The sequence below is a fragment of the Shewanella sp. YLB-07 genome, assembly GCF_009377275.1.
Map to the genome: position 1 here is coordinate 298,237 of NZ_VOQB01000005.1, position 18,391 is coordinate 316,627.

The following is an 18,391-nucleotide window of genomic DNA, read 5'->3' on the forward strand; positions in this document are numbered from 1 at the left end:
AAATTAAATGATGGGTCGACTTCTAAAGTAGAGCAAACCAGGCATGGCTAAGCCTACCGATAAGGCACCAAGAATAAACACAGTTTTTAAGCCATTACTGATCACCTGAGATGTGAGTTCTGGACTGATCTCAGATTGTGCCGTCAGCTGAACCAGAGCGATAACGGTATTGAACGCATAGGTTCCAGGTATCATAGGAATAATCGCTGCGACCGCGTACATGAGAGGCGGTGCCTGATGACGTTTGGCAAAGCCTATCGTGATAAGTCCCACAAGACCCGCTGCCGCAAATGTCGCCCACTCTATGGGCAAACCGATATGAAGTAATAAGGTTCTGCTACTGTGGCCTATAGCTCCCGCTAACGCACAATAGGGAAGGAATCGTTTGGGGACATTAAATACCATGGCGAAACCTATAGCTGGTATCGCCGAAAACAGCGCATCATTAAGCAAAGACAAAACGAGTTCAATGATTTGTTCCATCAGAGAAATAACCCACCGAGTTGCATCGCCATCGTGATACCTATCACTGACGAGACGGTCAATAGTGTCGCGTGCCCCCATCTTGAAATACCGACATTAAGATGACCCTTAACCATATCGGAAATCGAATTGATCATGGGAAATCCTGGTACTAACATAAGCACACTCGCAGCCATTGGCAGTTTTGGGGTTTCAGTAAAGGGGATTTGATAGCCAAGCTGGGCAATTAACGTTATTACGAAAGCCGTTACGGCAAAGTTTATCAATAAATTGTAATGATGTTTAGCAATAGAAAGCCTGACAAACATGCCCACCGAAGACGCACAAAATGTCAGTATCGATGCGGCAAGATCACCACCGAACAGATGACAGAAGCTTGCGCATGACAAGCCAATCATAGGCACTAGGTAACGTTTGGGGTAGGTTCGAGGCTGAATACGGGAAACCCGTTTCCTGACTTCATTAAGGCCATATATGCCTTTCTCAGTGAGTAAACAGATTCTCTGCAGTTCACAGATAATGGTCATATTAATACCATGCTCACGGGTGCGTCGCGTGGTAGTGATACAGCGACCATGGACTAGGCTGGTTAATACTAGGGAGTTTGAAGAGATCGATATTTCGACACTGGCGAGACCCAATGCATAGCCCAAGCGCTGACTGATCTCTTCAACCAGTTCAGAATCAGCGCCATAGGCTAGTAGAAGTTGAGCAACCCGGACAACTTGCCGGGTTATTTCATTTTGAGTATCTGCGTACACATCAATCCCGAAGAATATAAACTCAAAATAGTGCTCCGATTTACACTAAAAGCAGTAAAGACTTACCTTTGATAGATCACTTTGACATCGTAATCGTCGTCATCGAAATCGTCATCTAAGTCATCACTAACGAAGTTTTCATTTAGCTCATCACTATCTTTGTGATAGTTATCCCACTTAAATTCAACTTCTTGATCTTTATCGACCACCTCTTCTGCAGGAAGGGCGTCAATGAAATCGATAAGCTTGAGGCTTAAAGCTTCTGTACCTTCACGATTATAAGCCGAGATGGTGAAGACTTCACCCTCCCACTTAAGCTCTTTCACTATGTGGGCAACACGTTCTTTTAGCTCTTCTTCAAGCAGCAGATCTATCTTATTGATCACCAACCATCTAGGCTTGCCGGCAAGCTCAGGAGAGTGCTTCTCGAGTTCACCAACAATTGCACGCGCCGACTCAACAGGGTCGCTGCCATCGATAGGCTCAATGTCAATAAGGTGAAGCAGCACACGACAACGTTCTAAGTGTTTCAAGAAACGAACACCAAGTCCGGCACCATCGGCAGCACCTTCGATCAGACCAGGAATATCGGCAATCACGAAACTCTGACCATGTCTGGGATTAACAACCCCTAAGTTAGGCACAAGCGTGGTAAACGGATAGTCGGCCACCTTAGGTCTAGCTTTGGAGACAGAACGAATAAAGGTCGACTTACCCGCATTAGGCATGCCTAACAGACCCACATCGGCTAACAACATAAGCTCAAGTTTAAGACTACGTACTTCGCCTGGTGTGCCCAAAGTTTTCTGCCTTGGCGCTCGGTTAGTACTACTCTTGAAGCGAGTATTACCCAGACCGTGAAAACCACCTTTGGCAACTAACATTTTCTTGCCGTGAGCAGTCAGATCACCGAGAGACTCTTGAGTCTCTTCATCGATAGCTCGAGTTCCAACAGGTACTTTAAGCACCAAGTCTTCACCACCATGACCAGTACAATCACGTCCACGACCATTTTTTCCACGCTCAGCGCGATGAAAGCGCTCAAACTGGAAATCGATTAATGTGTTGAAGCTTTCATCTGCTTGCAGATAAACATCACCACCATCACCACCATCGCCGCCATCTGGGCCACCATCGGGTACATATTTTTCGCGTCTGAAACTAACGCAACCACTACCACCATCACCAGCTTCAACTCTGATCACAGCTTCATCGACAAACTTCATATCTACTCCTGGCACCACAGATTAAACGAATTATACTCGTTTCTGCTTGGGGTCGCCAAAACAATTCTTAAATATCTAAAACAATAAAGCCCCACCAAAGGCGGGGCTTTCATAAGCAATCTTAGCCGAAGCTAAAGATTAGCCTTCGATGCTAATGAACTTACGGCTCTTAGGACCTTTAACTTCGAACTTAACTTTACCGTCAGTCAAAGCGAATAGAGTATGGTCACGACCAATACCTACGTTAACACCAGCGTGGAATTTAGTACCACGTTGACGAACGATGATGTTACCAGCAAGAACTGATTCACCACCAAAACGCTTTACACCAAGACGTTTACTTTCTGAATCGCGGCCGTTACGAGTAGAACCGCCAGCTTTTTTATGTGCCATGAGTTAGACTCCTAATTAAGCGTTGATAGCTGTAATTTTAACTTCGGTGAACCACTGACGGTGGCCCATTTTTTTGTCGTGATGCTTACGACGACGGAACTTAACGATAGTAACTTTATCGTGACGACCGTGGCTGATAACTTCAGCAACAACCTTTCCACCTTCGACTAAAGGTGCACCAATGTGTACAGTCTCACCGTCGGCAACCAAAAGAACTTGGTCAAATTCAACAGTATCGCCTGTAGCGACTTCTAATTTTTCTAGACGTAATGTATGGCCTTCAGCAACACGATGCTGCTTACCACCACTTTGAAAAACAGCGTACATAGCTATTTTACTCCGGTATTCTAACACGCCTGCTCAATTTGTTGAGACGGGGGTGTTATAAAAGCTTTAATGACAATGGTGGCGGATTTTACGCTAAGAAGCGTAAGCTGACAAGCCCTAATCACTAAAGAATAAAAAAAGATCGGAATTACCCACACAATTTACCTCAAGTGCTGTCTTATGGCGCTTTTTTAGGTAGAATCCCATGATTATAACATTAAGCATTAATTTTGGGTCGGCAGATACTTTTCGACCCCACGAAACCAGAGCCTATTTATGGATTTGAACGCCATCCGTCAGTTAGCTGATAGCGACATGCAAGACGTCAACAAGCTTATATATGCACAACTGGAATCTGATGTTGCCCTGATCAATCAGTTAGGCTTCTACATTATTAATGGTGGCGGTAAACGCATGCGTCCATTACTCTCCATTTTGGCAGCTCGTGCGATTGACTACCAAGGAGAGGCTCATCTTAAGCTAGCCGCTATCATTGAGTTTATTCATACCGCATCGCTTCTACATGATGATGTAGTAGACGAGTCCATGCTACGTAGAGGAAGAGAGACGGCCAATGCCCTGTTTGGTAACAGTGCCAGCGTGTTAGTCGGTGACTTCCTTTACACTCGCTCATTCCAGATGATGACTGAATTAGGCAGCATGAAGGTATTAGAGATGCTTGCCGACGCAACCAACGTACTGGCTGAAGGGGAAGTGCTGCAGTTAATGAACTGTAACGATCCTGACACCAGTGAAGCAAGCTATATGCGGGTTATCTATTGTAAGACTGCCAAACTGTTTGAAGCCGCGACTCGACTCGCTGGCGTGCTGGCAGACAGCCCTATAGAAATACAGACTGCACTGGCGAATTACGGTAAGTACTTAGGCACCGCATTCCAGTTAACCGATGATCTACTCGACTATACGGCCGATACCGAAGAGTTAGGTAAGAACATAGGCGATGACCTTGCAGAGGGAAAACCTACCCTACCGCTTATTTATGCGATAGCTAATGGTACCGAGAAAGAACAAGCATTAATTCGTAAGGCCGTCGAACTCGGTGATGGAACTCAGAACATCGAAGAGATCCTCACAGCCCTAAAAAACTGTGGTGCATTGGAATATACCTTAAATAGAGCCTTAGAAGAGTCTGATAAGGCCATAGAAGCGTTAGCTTGCATTCCTGATAGCAATTACAAGCAAGCCCTCATCTCTCTGGCTAAAATTGCGGTTGAGAGAAGCCACTAGAATCGATTAGCGGGAAGTTATCTTTAATACGATAGGCCCTAGTGCAGTTTGATATAAGATTCTGTTTACTATAGAACACGGTTTTAGACAATCAGAACCTGAATCATCTTAGCTAAAATGAGCGATCAAAAAAGGAGCCCTAGAGCTCCTTTTTTATTAGGTTTAACGCCAAATAAGCTTACTTAACAAATTCGACACCTAAAGTGATATCTGCTTTTAATGTATCTAGCATAGCATCGCGAGCATTAGCTTCGAACTCACTCACGTCACCGTAAGCCAGTACTTTTTCTACGCCGTTCTTACCCAATAGAATTGGCTGAGCGAAGAATGCTGCATGCTCACTGCCACCATCGACATAGGCACACTCAACAACATTCTCTTCACCCTGAAGACCACGAACCAAAGATAGACCGAAGCGACATGCAGCCTGGCCCATAGAGAGTGTCGCGCTGCCGCCACCGGCTTTAGCTTCAACCACTTCGGTACCCGCATTCTGGATACGAGTCGTCATTGCGGCAACTTCTTCATCTGTAAAGCTTACGCCTTCTACCTGAGACAGTAGTGGAAGAATCGTCACACCACTGTGGCCACCGATAACACTTACTTTAACATCGGCAACGTCTAGTCCTTTCGCTTCGGCGATAAAGGTCTCAGAACGAATAACGTCCAGTGTAGTTATACCGAATAAACGATTCTTGTCATAAACACCGGCAGCTTTTAACACCTCAGCGGCGATGGCGACTGTCGTGTTGACTGGGTTAGTGATAATACCAATCAAGGCTTTTGGACAAGTTACGGCACATTTCTCCATCAGGTTTCTTACGATACCTGCGTTGATGTTAAACAGATCTGAACGATCCATGCCCGGCTTACGTGCAACACCAGCAGAAATAAGCACCACATCGGCACCTTCCAGTGCAGCAGATGGATCTTGACCGGCAAAGCCTTTAACTTCGACTGCTGTCGGGATATGGCTTAAATCGACCGCAACACCAGGTGTTACAGGAGCAATATCATAAAGGGATAGTTTTGAACCGGCTGGCAATTGCGTTTTTAGTAATAAGGCAAGAGCCTGGCCAATACCACCAGCGGCACCAAGTACAGCAACTTTCATAGTTATCTCCGTCAATTCTTGGATATTTGTGATATAGATCTATCTTTCCAGATGGCGCAACATTACTGGAATAATGAATAAATTTCAATTATCCCTTAGTCTTGATTAGATTTAATTTCTAATTGCCATCAAGAAAACGTCTAAAATGGTGAGCTATACAGGCATTAACCTGCACGATCCGAGCTAAACCGATCGACTTCCGCTCTACAGCTTAGCCCAACTCCGGCTATATTATACTAGATAATAAATCTCCCCCTTGATAACTTGCATTTTTATTCAATTTACTCGGGTATTTGTTGACAAAAAAGCCTGAAATATTCAAAATAGAGAAGATTTTTGAATAAAAGAACACAAAAACTATGCAAGCAAATAAAAATCAAGACGAACTTGTTAAGACCTTTAAGTCGATTTTGAAAGAGGAGCGTTTTGGCTCCCAAAGTGAAATTGTTATCGCCCTTCAAGCCGAAGGCTACAGCAACATCAATCAGTCGAAAGTCTCCAGAATGCTGAGCAAGTTTGGTGCGGTGCGAACCCGAAATGCCAAGCAGGAGATGGTCTACTGCTTACCCGCTGAACTGGGTGTTCCCACAGCCGGGAGCCCGCTAAAGAACCTGGTACTGGATGTTGATCATAACCAAGCCATGATAGTCGTCAGAACAAGTCCCGGAGCGGCCCAGCTAATTGCACGCTTGCTGGACTCTATAGGTAAGCCAGAGGGCATTTTGGGCACCATTGCCGGCGATGATACCATCTTCATTACACCAGCTGATATAGACGAGATAAGCAGGACCTTGAATACGGTTAAATCTCTGTTTAACTACACGGATTAAGCAAGTTCCCGAAGGAAAATGTGAGATTCCAGGCCTCGGAAGACCATGAATTCCATCATAGAAAAAGAGACGCTTATGGCGTCTCTTTTCATTTCATTATTAAAAATAAACACACCCCGTGCACAACTAACTCACCCTCCCCCAGATTGACAGATCCCTCAATGCTCGAATACCTGTCTTTTGCTCACAGTAAATATAATTAACCGCAGAAGATATTCAATATATTGAATCACACTTTAATTCGTGCGAGAGTTAGTCAGACTATAGTAGAGTGGCAGCTTCGGGCTAAGGATGTATGATGACAATAAATAAAATAATTAAAGTCGATGATGTTTGTTGGGAGTCCTGGCAACATTCAGAACAATATACCAGCCAACAGAAACATATCGGCGATGCTGCAGGATGCGAAAAAATAGGTGTGACCATGGAGCGCCTCGCCCCAGGGAAATTATCAACCGTAGCTCACTATCACACCAAGGAAGAGGAGCACCTTTACGCCTTAGAAGGCGAAGCCACTTTGCTCATAGATGGCGAGCCTCATCCCTTTAAAAAAGGCGACTATATCTGCTTCAATGCCGATACAGCCATAGCTCACACCCTCAGAAATGATTCAGACAAGGAGTTTGTATTTCTGGTCATAGGCAACCGGGATAAGCACGACGTGGTGGTCTATCCGGAAAATAACAAGGTCTTGGTCCGGGCAGTCGATGAGATCTATGCCAAACGTCCAACCAATTACTGGGATGCAGATACCCAAGAGTGATCGGGTTCATCCACACTATAAAAAACACATCTAAGAGTTTAATGCCGATCACTTAATGTGTTTCGGTTTTAAACCTCTGTCACCTTTGGCTCTGGTGACTATCCCCCTAAGTGCTCAACCCCGGAATTTAAACAAGACACCACAGGCAAACTTGCCTTGGCCATGGCCGAGATCCGCTTGTCGACGAACTGCAGTATTACAGCCCCCAAACATAAAGAAAATCAGCACGCTTGAGTCATACCTTTCGCAGCAGTCTTAATTGCACTATCCCACTCTCAAGTTGATTAACAGTAAATATGGTTTCCTAGCCCCAACGAAAATTGAGTATCAAATTCACACCTTCAGCAGGGTCAATAAGTGAGCTTTATTTAGTATGTGTCTATACTCAAGGAAAAATAGTCCAAGCCTATCTTGGTTTAACACCGACTCTCACAGGCTAACAGGTACAAGCGAGCTACCTCGGCCACATCATATAAAAGGATATTGTCATGCTCAATCTATCCCTCAAGGCAAGATTGCTTGGCAATACTGCCATAGTTATTGGCCTGTTAATTCTCAGCTCCGGCTACGCAATCTACAGCATGAACCAGATAGGCAGAGAATTAGAGAGTGTGGCCGAAATAGATATTCCGCTCACGCAGAAGCTCGCCGCCATCACCACCCATCAGCTTGAACAGGCTATTCAATTCGAACGAAGCCTGCATTTCGGCACCACTATGAAGCAGGAGCCAGATAACCGAGGGCATTTTAACACGGCAATTCATCATTTCGATGCCATCACACCTAAAATAGAAGCCGAAATCCTCGAAGCCGAGGCCATGGCGAGCACGGCCATGGAAGGAGCAACACCGGCCGTTTACACCGAGTTTAAGTCGGTGCTCACGGCGTTAAAGCAAATTGAGGTCGAGCACAAAGGTTTTGTCGAACATGTGCATCAGGTATTTGTACTACTACAGACGGGCAAGCTACATGAAGCAGAGATAATGGCCCAAAAAGTTGAACACGAAGAAGATCAACTCGATGAGGAACTGGAAACATTATTACATGAACTGGGTAGGTTTACCGAAGCCAGCGCCCGACATGCTGAGGACTATGAACACCAGGCTATCTGGGTGTTAAGCTTACTGGCTGGCGCCAGTATTATCATAGGTCTAATAACCAGTTGGATCACTACCAACATGGTCATTAACGGGATCAAGCAAGCAACCAATATGGCAGAGGGAGACATCAACCACCAAATTGAAGTCACCAGCAAGGATGAAATAGGAGAGCTGTTAACAGCCATGAATGAGATGCGCCTTCGTCTGGTCAATATGATCAATCACATTTCAGATACTACGGCACAGCTTTCGGCCGCATCGGAGCAGCTCGCCGATGTCTCTCAACAAACCAGTCGAGTTATCAATGAGCAACGCAAAGAGACCGAGATCGTCGCCACCGCCATGAATCAATTAACCGTGACATCTCAAGAGGTCGCCTCGAATCTGGCTCATACGGCCGACTCCACCACCGAGGCCAATAAGCAGACCAATGATGGTGCTCAGATCGTGCAACAGGCTGTGATACAGATAGATGAGTTAGCTAAACAGATAGATCTTTCGGTGCAGGCAATTGCAGAGGTCGATCAACAGAGTTCAGCCATCACCACAGTTCTGGATGTGATCAAGGGTATTGCCGAGCAGACTAATTTACTGGCATTAAATGCCGCTATCGAGGCCGCTCGGGCTGGAGAGCAAGGACGAGGTTTTGCCGTTGTGGCCGACGAAGTACGCACCTTGGCCGGTCGAACTCAGCAATCTACCCAAGAAATCAATGCCATAATAGATAAACTTCAAACAGGATCGAGTAAAGCTGTAGCAGTCATGGAGCAAAGCCGTGAGCAGTCTCAGGCAGCGGTGGAATACTCCACCCGCTCGGGGGTCGCACTGACCAAGATAGCCGAGGCCATAGACTCCATTCACCAAATGAATGTTCAAATAGCCTCTGCCGCCGATGAGCAGAGTGCGGTTTCTCAGGATGTAGATCAGAATATTACCAAGATCCACACTATGTCTATCGAGTTAGCTACAGGCGCCGAAAAACATTCCCAAGCGGGTCTAAGCTTATCGAAGATGAGTGGCGAACTAGAAGAGATGGTGAAGCAGTTTCAACAGGGACGCTGAACAGTGTGCAGTTAGGCGCTAGTGCATCATGGCCCAAACGACAGCCTTTTGTAAAACAGATTCAAGGAGCCATAATAGTTCAGCTATATAGAGCTTATCGTTATGTCCCTCCAATCCCTCCGCCATGATGTCCGCCATTACCGTTACCACACACGTGAACATTTTCGTGTCCTCCGGCACTAGCAGATTCGACACTGATAGAGCCAGCGTCCTTAAACATTTGAAAATCACCACTGCTGAAGTTATCAGATATAGGGTCATCAACATGGCCTAAGCAGCTATAGCCAATTCGGTAATCTCCTTCTGGCAGCTAGCCCATTGAAAAACCAATTACCATCACTGTCTTGCATCATACGAGTAACCGCTAACGGAGCTGTCATGTTATCTGGTGGGGTTGCCCCCATATCTGCCATATCTGCCATATGTTCCAAACGGGTGACATTATTTAGATATAGGTAAGCTAAATGGCTGAATTGGCCGCCGATAGGTGCTTCATCTGCATGAGCCGCTTCACAATCAGCAATCCACTGAGCGTCGATCTCTCCAAGCAGATGTCCCATATAACGGTTGTCTACCGACCACATGCCGTCATGATGAAGCTGATACTCACCTTGCTCATGTGAGAGGCCACGATATAGATCGATCTCTAACGTCATAGAGTGATGTTGACCAGCGACAATTTCAAAGTCTTCGACAGGTAAGTGACCATAGGTAATATGTAAACCATGGCGACCTTGGCCGTTTTCCACATAGCAACCTGGGTTACCGTCACCCTCAACGACATTGATATGAACATCCTGGTAGTGCCCCTCTGGTAATTCAATATCTGAAACGACCATGTGGCTGTTTGCCCCCTGATAGTCAAGAAGGTTGAATGTCATTCCCCCTAAGTCGTACCTATGAACATCACCAGACGAGCCAGTCATAACAAGTTCACTCATTACCATGACAACATGAGAAATCCCAGCCATTGGAGAGTCAGAAACAGCTAACGAAAACTGACCATTAGATGATTCAGGGACGGGCTCAAGTGATGAGGCAGTATCAAGATTGTCATCTCCACATGCCGTAATCAACAGCGATGCAAATAAGAGTATTGCAGTTTTGTATGCTTTCATAGGGTCCCCACCATCCATCGCGCTTTCCCTAATAACACTGCTATATAGGTACCATCGATCATAAGGGTCGTCCAAGTTCAAAACAAACAATATGAAAAGTAGACCGAGATCACAGGTTGAACATAAAAACAACGGTTTCATTAAACTTGTGGCTAAGCGTAAACTAGCTCATAAGCAAATAGTGACCGATATCGAATATGAGTGGCACAGCCTCGATATTGCATAAAGAACAAATTAAACAGTAAGAAATTGATTTAAATCAATATTATAATTAATCGATCTTTTCTCATTCTTTGTGATGAGAATATATTCTAAAACTCACCCCATCATTTAGATGCAATCTTGGCCAGCACTGCTAATTACTTTTTCGGTACTCCAAATGAAAAAATTAAAAATAACTCTGTACAATTTTTGATTATAAGGTAGTATTTGCCTCGCTCAGCTGTTTAGAGTTATTAGTGATAAAATAAGTAAAAAGTTAACCTTAGATTTCTTCGTTATTGTTGTTATCCTCAGTTTCCCTTATCTTCATCGTCACATTCAATAATTCAATTTCAGCACATCGCATACTGCGATATTTTTTATGAATTTAACTATAAGGGACACATCATGTCTAATTCAACAACTGGTCTAGTAAAATGGTTTAACGAAGAGAAAGGTTTTGGTTTCATTACTCAAGACAATGGCGGCGCTGACGTATTCGTTCACTTCCGTTCAATCACTTCTGACGGCTTCAAGACTTTAGCTGAAGGCCAGAAAGTATCTTTCGAAGTAGAGCAAGGTCAAAAAGGCCTTCAAGCAGCTAACGTAGTTGCGCTTTAACTTTGTAAGTTGACGTAAATGGTTTTATGACCATTTACGTCATATTTAAAGCAATTTTCAATTCTATTTTAATACAAGTTTATACCGTATCTGCGAAAACATTAACATTCCAATCATCTGCTTCTTTGTATATGTCGTTACGTTTATCATTCAGTTCGTTACATAACTATAAATATTTAAAGCTTAAGGCTAATTTTAAGTTTGTACTTCTAGTGCATTGATCCTGCTTATAAAAAAGCAAGCCAAAAAATATCATGCGCAGTAGCTCAGACACGATTTAGGTATCAATATTGGTTCAACACCAAGCAAGCCAGCGGCTCCCTCCCCAATAAACAAAAAGGTAATCAATGACAGTAAACTTCAATATTTTTAAAGGTAAAATATCTTGGAACGCACTAATCCATCAGTTAAATAGTGATGTATTACTACGTCATATTTTAATGAAAGGTAATATAGACAACAGAAATATAGACTTGTCCTATTGTGATGAAACCTGCCAGGGTAAGATCATTAATAGTGAAAATCAGCTTATCGGTAACTTTTGGATTTCCTTCTAGCACCATGAATCTGTTTTATTGAAAACGATTCACGCCTGTGAACAGCTATCACTTCGATTAACCGACCAGACTAACAGTTCCGCCCACATTATGAGTGTTAGAACCAATCGAGAGCAGTGGCTATCACAGTATCTCAATCCGAATCACTGCGATAGCTTCTATGCTGTTAGACCTTAGGTGATAAACCTACTGTATTTAATTTTATATTTTTAATTAATGTCCTAGGTAATCCGTCTAGGTAAAATCATCTGTGGATGGCATAATCATTTACGCTACAGTTATCTCGCCATAGTGATTAAACTATGACACTTTAAACACGCTTTATGCTGCCTTTCAGTACGAGAAAAATAACAATGCCATCCATTTAGTTTCAATTTAAATATCTTTCATTAATTCGATAATTCCATCCTTGATATCACCATCGATATGACTCAAGAACTCATCAACTTTTATCTTCTCCTGTTCTTTAATAAAGTCTAAATCGGCTTTGAAAGGCGTGCCATCAAAGTACTTAGCTTCTGTGCCCGCTCCATCGGGGGAGCCATGGTCCGCATCTATGGATTCGCGCCACCTCTGTGCATGAGTTCGCCATTCTTCGGTATTAACTAACTCAGGCTGGGTAAACCAGACATTCCAGGTCAGCACATTACCGAGTTGTAACATGTTACCGGCTCCCAAGTTAAACACATCCATGATCAAGCTATTGAACGCATCGACAACCGGATATCCGGTCTTTATATTAGAGCCAATTTGCACTCCCAGACTTCCAACAGACCAGGCTTGTGGGTGCTTGGCAAAATCCGGAATATCAAAACCAGTACTTTCACCCTTCATTAGAGGAAAAACCGGCTGTTCATGCTCATCGACCTTGTGGGTGTAAACAACTATCGCCTTAGATTTATCAGAGGGAAAGGGCTGCTTACTCTTTTCAAAGTGGTCCCATAACAACTTAACGATTGGGTTTTGCATCGCACTGGGACTAAACCAGATCTTGCCTACAACACTCAAATCGGCTGCTAGCTCCCGATTTGTCTCATCGACCCAGCCTCTTTGTCCAGTAACCGTGACTTCGACATTCAAAGTGCCTAGAGATGGTGAGCTGATACCTTGCTGAGGACAGATGATAGAGTAAACTCTTCCTGCATCCGTATAACCCAATCTGGAAATATCGGGAGCGAACATTTGAAAACAGCGCTTAGGATCGGCAGCGCCCTTGTCTGTCTCCCAACTAAATTCAGGCCATTGTACTGCTTGCTGACGCTGAAGAAGATCGATATTTGCCATGTTATCTAGCATAGGCAATGAAGTGAGATTAGGTGTTGGCGAAGCCACCCTGCCATCCAGCTACGCCGTCAGTATATTTTTTTAATTCCATTTAATGTTCCTTCCTTTGTGAATGATTAACCTATCAGATTAGTTCACGGATAAGTATTACACTTAATGACGAAAAAGCATTTAATAAAAAATTAAATAAAATTTCAAAGCATTATTAACTTATAAAGCCCCTTCTCATTGTTCGTCACTTATTATTCACACACACTATTGACAACGCTGTCATTCAACGGGTAAGTTAATTGGCGCTAGAGGATAATGGAGTACCTTTAGGAGTAACTATTTATAAAAACTATAGAGCTCGGTAATTTAAAGGAATAACAAAATGAAAACATCAACATTAATCGCAGCAAGCATTTTGTGCGCATCGACACTAGTTGCAGGTGTTGCAACAGCCAGTGATTGGTGGCGCACTGTATCTGTAACGGCATCCCAAGGTGTGCCTGCAGACCATAATCAAGTCTGCGCTAATGCCTCTAATCAACTTAGAGCACAATATTCAGATATAACTGCTATCAAAACCAGAATCAGCTTTGATCAGTATTCAGGAACCCTTTACTGCACGGCGACAGGCCAAACCCAGCAGTAATACTAACGATAGAGTCAGTAGGTTAAATATAAAATAGGCGCCATCAACTGAGTGCTGACGCCTTATAAACCTAAAATGATGTACTTTTGTCACTTCGCCATTAAAGCATATCGCCTGGAGAGCTTAATATAGAGAAACAGTGACAGGAAAATCACACTGCCACCCAGCGCCTTTTGTAATTCCAGCGTCTCATCCAACATAGTGACACTCAGCATCATGGTCCATATTGGCTCTAAAATCATGATTAAAGCTGCAGTTTCCATCTTTACAGAATATTGCCCCATAGTTTGTAGCAAATAACGTATTGAAGTCGCCAAAATAGTAGAAATAACAAACCAGAATATTAAGTTACTACTAAATTCAAAAGCATAATCTTGAGTAAAGCCAACATAACCTACACCCACAATACCTACCGTAAATAGCTGCAAGCATATTGAAACTAACGGAGTGATTTGGTTGCTAATTTTCTTATTCAGCACAAAGTGAATAGAAAGAAGTACCGCTGCAAGCAGAAAATAGAGTTGGCTGGTATCGACTTGCCAGCCATTGCCTAACGTCAGCAACATCATCCCCATCATACTTACAGGTAAGGCTAACCAAAATGCTTTGTTCGGTTTTACTTGGAAAAGCATCCATGAGGTCACTGGGGCAATGATCATAGCTAAGCTCATGATAAACGCCCCTTCAGACAGGCTGCTGCTAATGGACACGGCATAGACCCAAACTTGCAATGCAAGCCCAAGAAAGACACCGACACCACAGGCCAAGAGAACCTGCTTAAGTCTTAACTTCACGACATGCTTATAGCAGAACGGTAGTAAAACCAGACTGGCAAGCAGGAACCTTATCGCAATAAACGCCTCACCAGGCATCTCCAAAACCACTAACTTAGACGCAATCCAACCTAGTGCAGCCAGTAAGGTGGCTATAAATAGGTACAACTCTGCACGCATCAACGACTCTCTTCTCATTGTTTCAGCTTATAATCACACTGCAGGGTGAACCTCCCAGCATGCATCAAGCGAAATAATACAGACTCAGATCAGGCTCAAGTTCTGTACTGAAAAACAAAAAGCAACCACACGCGATTGCGAGGTCGCTCTCTCTAATATCGAGCCGATCTTAGCCTACCTTTGCTGGTATAACTACAGGCAGGTTCACAATAAAAACTAGAATTGATTTACTACTGATGCTTTTCAGTTTCCCCTGTAACCAGAATAAAGGTCAGGTACATTTTGGTTGGTAAAGACAACGCCATGCCGAAGGCCACACACATAGCACTAATCATGATGCCTGTTACGCCCATAGTTTCGATCATCTCGTTGAAATTATGCAAGTATATTCCAAGCAAAATTAAACAAATACCAACAGTGATACTGCTTTTTAGGATTAAAATCAGCTTATCATCTGTCACTATTGACCCACCATTATCAGCACCATGTTCGACTAATATATTGAACCAATCAGCCTTATTTCGCTTTGATTAAGATCAAAAGAAGAGTCGCAGCTAAATGGGAACTAGCCCGCTAACGAGCGTGGGTGGCAACGTTAAGTTATAAAGTTGAAGTATGGAATTACCAAGAGTCGGCATGGAAGCGTGCTGTTCTGGCTTCAGCCGTGGTGCAATCGGTTATGTGTATCAATTCTGCCAAGGTGATGTTGGGGTTGAAAGTAATCATACGAGCGAGCTTTGTCTCTAAAGGTTCTAGCTTGTCTGTATGATCAAGTAAAGCTGTTTCAATCTTTTGAATAAGATAACGAAAACCACCACCATTTTCCGTTTTCAATCCTGCTGAATACGATTGAATCTTGATAGCTTCACCAGAGACAGCCCAATTTCTAGAACGACGCACACGCTTAAGCTCGCAGTGATATTGCAATGCAATGTCTTTGGCTTGTTTAACTTCTTCCCTTCCTATTCGATGAATAAGGGAGGGAAGTGAGATGAGGATGTCTTCATTCATAGGTGCACTTTGTTCATGGTTTATTTGAGGAGGTTAACTTTGAGCCAAAACATTCTCACACCATAGAGTGGAGCACGACTTAAGCAATTGACTAATATCAAGCTTACATACTATTATCACACTCTTTCTGACGAAAAGTCCCCCCTAATTTCACTGTGATGATACTGCTACCTGTTAATGTTTAAGTAATGACAATAAAAAGGAGTGGTCTTAACCACTCCTTCTACAATAGCATCGCCTGTAATTAGGCTTCTATTATATTATTCACATTCATAGCTTTACGTTTAAACCTAGCCTTAAGCTTGCTCTTAATCAGCAATGGCTTTCTCTGCTTCTTCTTTAATAGAACATGGCAAAGCTCAGTGATTAAACCAAATGCCATCGCAAAATAGACATAACCTTTATTAACATGCAAACCAAAACCTTCCACTATCAAGAGCCCACCTAATAACACCAAGAACAGTAATGCCAAGGTTTTAAGGCCTGGATAAACTAAAATCAGCTGAGTGATCTTACCGGCAATCAAAACCATCACTACCGCAGAAGATAAGATGGCCGCAACCATAATAGGCACTTCACTTGTTAGCCCCACAGCAGTGATCACTGAATCCATCGAAAACACCGCATCAACTGCGATAATCTGCAATAAAATGACGACTAAGCCTGTTTTAGCATAATTAGATTGATTCACTTCAGTATGACTAATTAACCAAGACCAAAGCTCCTTTAAGCTTTTGAGTAGTAAAAATAGACCACCAAATATCAGAATTAAATCGCTACCGGTAAAAGCCATGTCAGCAATTGAAAATAGCGGCTTAGTGAGTGTCATTATCCAGGAAATTGAGAAAACCAGGCCGATACGAGAAATAACGGCTAAAGAGATACCTAAGTTTCGCGCCAACTTGCGCTTTTCGTGCGGTAGGCGCTCACAAAGCACCGAAATAAATACCAGATTATCGACGCCTAAGACTATTTCCAACGCAAATAATGTTGCAAATATAATCCAAGTTTCAGGCAATAAGAAGAGTTCTAACATTATGATTTAAGCTCCATGTAAAGACAGCTTAATAACAGTGTCAGTCGACTTCGTGGGTCATCCATTTTAATTTTAAAACCTATAAGTAATTGATGTGCTGAAATTAGAACATCAATATTCGCACCTGACAATAGAGCAAATCCATTCAGTTATACGCTTTATAGCATCTTATACACAAATCGCAGCTCACGACCCAAGAAACCAAACAAATAAACTTTATTTACAATAAGATACAGCATCATTAAATTTAGATAACTAGCAGATTAACTTACGTTTAGGATAAGTTTACATATAAATTTATACATTTAAGACAAGAAAAAATAGTAGCGTAGCAATACACTTCCAATAACATGGATGGTACCGTTAATCACTCTTCTTAACGGTACCACCCATGATATGAGTGTTAATTGACTAACTGTTCAGGGGTTTGATAGCTAATATGTTGATGGAACCGCACAATGAGTTCTTCGCGTGATTTATCTAAGCCTAATTCAGACGTAAGGCTCTTTAACGCATCTTCAACTCGATTCAAATAACGGCCAAGACCGCCATCCTTACAGTCTTTTACTCCTGCGGCTATAGTAAAACTCACCGTTTCGACTAAGTGGTTACCGTCCCAATGACGAATAAATTGTTGCTCTTCTAAATTGGGGTCAAAGCCGAGCATTTGTACTTCGTCTGTACCCTCAACTTGATCGTATTTACTGTTGCGTACAAGTGGTGTTAGCCCATTCGCCACCATAGCAATCCGCTTAAGTTGTTTGGCTGATGTAGCTTGGATAAATGCATCCTCTAGCTTCTGATACAGTGGCGTAAAGTCATTGGTATGTTCTGACAATATCGCTTGTTTGAGCTTACGACTGAGAGGTAGTTTTACCGTAACATAGCATAATGAACCATGTCCTTCTGGGAGCGGACATTTTCTTGCTTTATATCTGTCACTGATTGTTCTTAGTTTGTATCCATAACTCTCTTTGTTGCCTTTAGCTTTGGCGAACAGATCATAAGAAAGATGTTGATGATCACGGATTTTGATTGTGAGATCTTTTTCTGGCAATTGAGGCATCAGTTTCGCGAGGAAAGACTGCACTTTTATATGAAAATTAGCTGAGTTAATGCGAATGTCTTCACCCGTCGCTAAGAATACAATCCTTATTTTGCGTGCTCGGTAATCATCCTTACTATGGAGACTTTGCGCTACATGATACTCAGGATTATAGAAAAATATGATCTGTTCTGCAGTTGGGAAGCAATACGCTTCAGTGTGAAAACGCACTACGGGTAACTTATCGTTAGTGATCACATGCACGTTATATAACTCTTCTTGCTCGGCAAGATTGAAAATAGCCTGACTAAACGTCTGATAACACGTGTTGTGATCGGGGTAATGGGCCAACAACGCATCCGTTACTTTGATTTCTGCAGTGATGTATTGATTACTTCTAACGTCCTTGGGGATGTACACTTTTTGCTGATGGCTAAGGGACATATATATTCCTTGTGATAAGTGAACCATGTGCAGCTTGGTGCTAATGCTAGCAATAAGCTGTTACGAAAATTTGTTAAGAGAGCCCTGCGATAAAACATGCTTTTACCAGCTGCAATATTATATCCTTCGATTATGATTTGTTTATTAAAATCAATATGCAAAAAAATCAAGTTAATA

Annotated in this window: 19 protein-coding genes; 6 read left to right on the plus strand and 13 right to left on the minus strand. The window is 42.8% G+C overall.

Annotated elements, in window-relative coordinates; translation table 11 throughout:
* Positions 1 to 3 precede the first annotated feature (3 nt).
* The 5 genes from FS373_RS13280 to rplU all read right to left on the minus strand — a co-directional run bounded on the left by FS373_RS13280 (position 4) and on the right by rplU (position 3,190).
* The gene (locus tag FS373_RS13280; protein WP_152829616.1) at positions 4 to 483 is read right to left on the minus strand and encodes a threonine/serine exporter family protein; all 480 of its coding nucleotides are present in this window, start codon (positions 481 to 483) and stop codon (positions 4 to 6) included.
* Positions 483 to 1,244 (minus strand): threonine/serine ThrE exporter family protein, encoded by a 762-nt coding sequence (locus FS373_RS13285; protein WP_144047925.1) that lies wholly within the window; start codon positions 1,242 to 1,244, stop codon positions 483 to 485. The genes FS373_RS13280 and FS373_RS13285 overlap by 1 nt, the downstream gene beginning before the upstream one ends.
* Positions 1,245 to 1,306: 62 nt before the next feature.
* A complete protein-coding gene (cgtA, locus tag FS373_RS13290; RefSeq protein WP_144047926.1) occupies positions 1,307 to 2,470 on the minus strand; it encodes an Obg family GTPase CgtA in 1,164 nt (387 codons plus the stop codon).
* 138 nt (positions 2,471 to 2,608) lie between these two features.
* A complete protein-coding gene (rpmA, locus tag FS373_RS13295; protein WP_077752966.1) occupies positions 2,609 to 2,863 on the minus strand; it encodes a 50S ribosomal protein L27 in 255 nt (84 codons plus the stop codon).
* 15 nt (positions 2,864 to 2,878) lie between these two features.
* A complete protein-coding gene (gene rplU / locus FS373_RS13300) occupies positions 2,879 to 3,190 on the minus strand; it encodes a 50S ribosomal protein L21 (protein ID WP_005497144.1) in 312 nt (103 codons plus the stop codon).
* Positions 3,191 to 3,466: 276 nt separating this feature from the next.
* On the opposite strand from rplU, the gene ispB reads away from it, so the two are divergent.
* Positions 3,467 to 4,438: an octaprenyl diphosphate synthase gene (gene ispB / locus FS373_RS13305; protein WP_144047927.1), complete on the plus strand. Its 972-nt coding sequence runs from the start codon at positions 3,467 to 3,469 to the stop codon at positions 4,436 to 4,438.
* A gap of 178 nt (positions 4,439 to 4,616) precedes the next feature.
* Here the strand turns inward: ispB and mdh are convergent, their stop codons facing one another.
* Positions 4,617 to 5,552 carry a malate dehydrogenase gene (mdh, locus tag FS373_RS13310; protein WP_152829617.1) on the minus strand — a complete coding sequence of 312 codons (936 nt, stop codon included), beginning with the start codon at positions 5,550 to 5,552 and terminating at the stop codon, positions 4,617 to 4,619.
* A 359-nt stretch (positions 5,553 to 5,911) separates the two neighbouring features.
* On the opposite strand from mdh, the gene argR reads away from it, so the two are divergent.
* From argR to FS373_RS13325, 3 genes are all read left to right on the plus strand, one after another.
* Positions 5,912 to 6,382, plus strand: a complete 471-nt coding sequence (argR, locus tag FS373_RS13315; RefSeq protein ID WP_144047929.1) for a transcriptional regulator ArgR — start codon at positions 5,912 to 5,914, stop codon at positions 6,380 to 6,382.
* Between the two features lie 295 nt (positions 6,383 to 6,677).
* Positions 6,678 to 7,145, plus strand: coding sequence for a cupin domain-containing protein (locus FS373_RS13320; protein WP_227992748.1), 468 nt, complete (start codon positions 6,678 to 6,680; stop codon positions 7,143 to 7,145).
* A 488-nt stretch (positions 7,146 to 7,633) separates the two neighbouring features.
* Positions 7,634 to 9,307 (plus strand): methyl-accepting chemotaxis protein, encoded by a 1,674-nt coding sequence (locus tag FS373_RS13325; protein WP_152829618.1) that lies wholly within the window; start codon positions 7,634 to 7,636, stop codon positions 9,305 to 9,307.
* Positions 9,308 to 9,585: 278 nt separating this feature from the next.
* On the opposite strand, the gene FS373_RS13330 is transcribed toward FS373_RS13325, so the two are convergent.
* On the minus strand, positions 9,586 to 10,425 hold the full coding sequence (locus FS373_RS13330; protein ID WP_227992750.1) for a DUF4382 domain-containing protein: 840 nt from the start codon (positions 10,423 to 10,425) through the stop codon (positions 9,586 to 9,588).
* A 609-nt stretch (positions 10,426 to 11,034) separates the two neighbouring features.
* Here FS373_RS13330 and FS373_RS13335 point away from each other — a divergent pair.
* The gene (locus FS373_RS13335) at positions 11,035 to 11,247 is read left to right on the plus strand and encodes a cold-shock protein (RefSeq protein ID WP_005497134.1); all 213 of its coding nucleotides are present in this window, start codon (positions 11,035 to 11,037) and stop codon (positions 11,245 to 11,247) included.
* Positions 11,248 to 12,179: 932 nt separating this feature from the next.
* Here FS373_RS13335 and FS373_RS13345 read toward each other — a convergent pair.
* Complete coding sequence (locus FS373_RS13345; protein ID WP_152829619.1) at positions 12,180 to 13,136, minus strand: hypothetical protein; 957 nt, start codon at positions 13,134 to 13,136, stop codon at positions 12,180 to 12,182.
* A 325-nt stretch (positions 13,137 to 13,461) separates the two neighbouring features.
* On the opposite strand from FS373_RS13345, the gene FS373_RS13350 reads away from it, so the two are divergent.
* Positions 13,462 to 13,725: a hypothetical protein gene (locus FS373_RS13350; RefSeq protein ID WP_144047931.1), complete on the plus strand. Its 264-nt coding sequence runs from the start codon at positions 13,462 to 13,464 to the stop codon at positions 13,723 to 13,725.
* An 89-nt stretch (positions 13,726 to 13,814) separates the two neighbouring features.
* Here the strand turns inward: FS373_RS13350 and FS373_RS13355 are convergent, their stop codons facing one another.
* From FS373_RS13355 to FS373_RS13375, 5 genes are all read right to left on the minus strand, one after another.
* On the minus strand, positions 13,815 to 14,696 hold the full coding sequence (locus FS373_RS13355) for a DMT family transporter (RefSeq protein ID WP_227992751.1): 882 nt from the start codon (positions 14,694 to 14,696) through the stop codon (positions 13,815 to 13,817).
* Positions 14,697 to 14,908: 212 nt separating this feature from the next.
* Positions 14,909 to 15,139, minus strand: coding sequence for a hypothetical protein (locus tag FS373_RS13360; RefSeq protein WP_144047932.1), 231 nt, complete (start codon positions 15,137 to 15,139; stop codon positions 14,909 to 14,911).
* 160 nt (positions 15,140 to 15,299) lie between these two features.
* Positions 15,300 to 15,689, minus strand: coding sequence for a ribosome recycling factor family protein (locus tag FS373_RS13365; protein WP_144047933.1), 390 nt, complete (start codon positions 15,687 to 15,689; stop codon positions 15,300 to 15,302).
* Positions 15,690 to 15,933: 244 nt separating this feature from the next.
* Positions 15,934 to 16,725: a TerC family protein gene (locus FS373_RS13370; protein ID WP_144047934.1), complete on the minus strand. Its 792-nt coding sequence runs from the start codon at positions 16,723 to 16,725 to the stop codon at positions 15,934 to 15,936.
* A gap of 403 nt (positions 16,726 to 17,128) precedes the next feature.
* Positions 17,129 to 18,214, minus strand: coding sequence for a DUF3083 family protein (locus FS373_RS13375; RefSeq protein WP_144047935.1), 1,086 nt, complete (start codon positions 18,212 to 18,214; stop codon positions 17,129 to 17,131).
* Between the last annotated feature and the right edge of the window lie 177 nt (positions 18,215 to 18,391).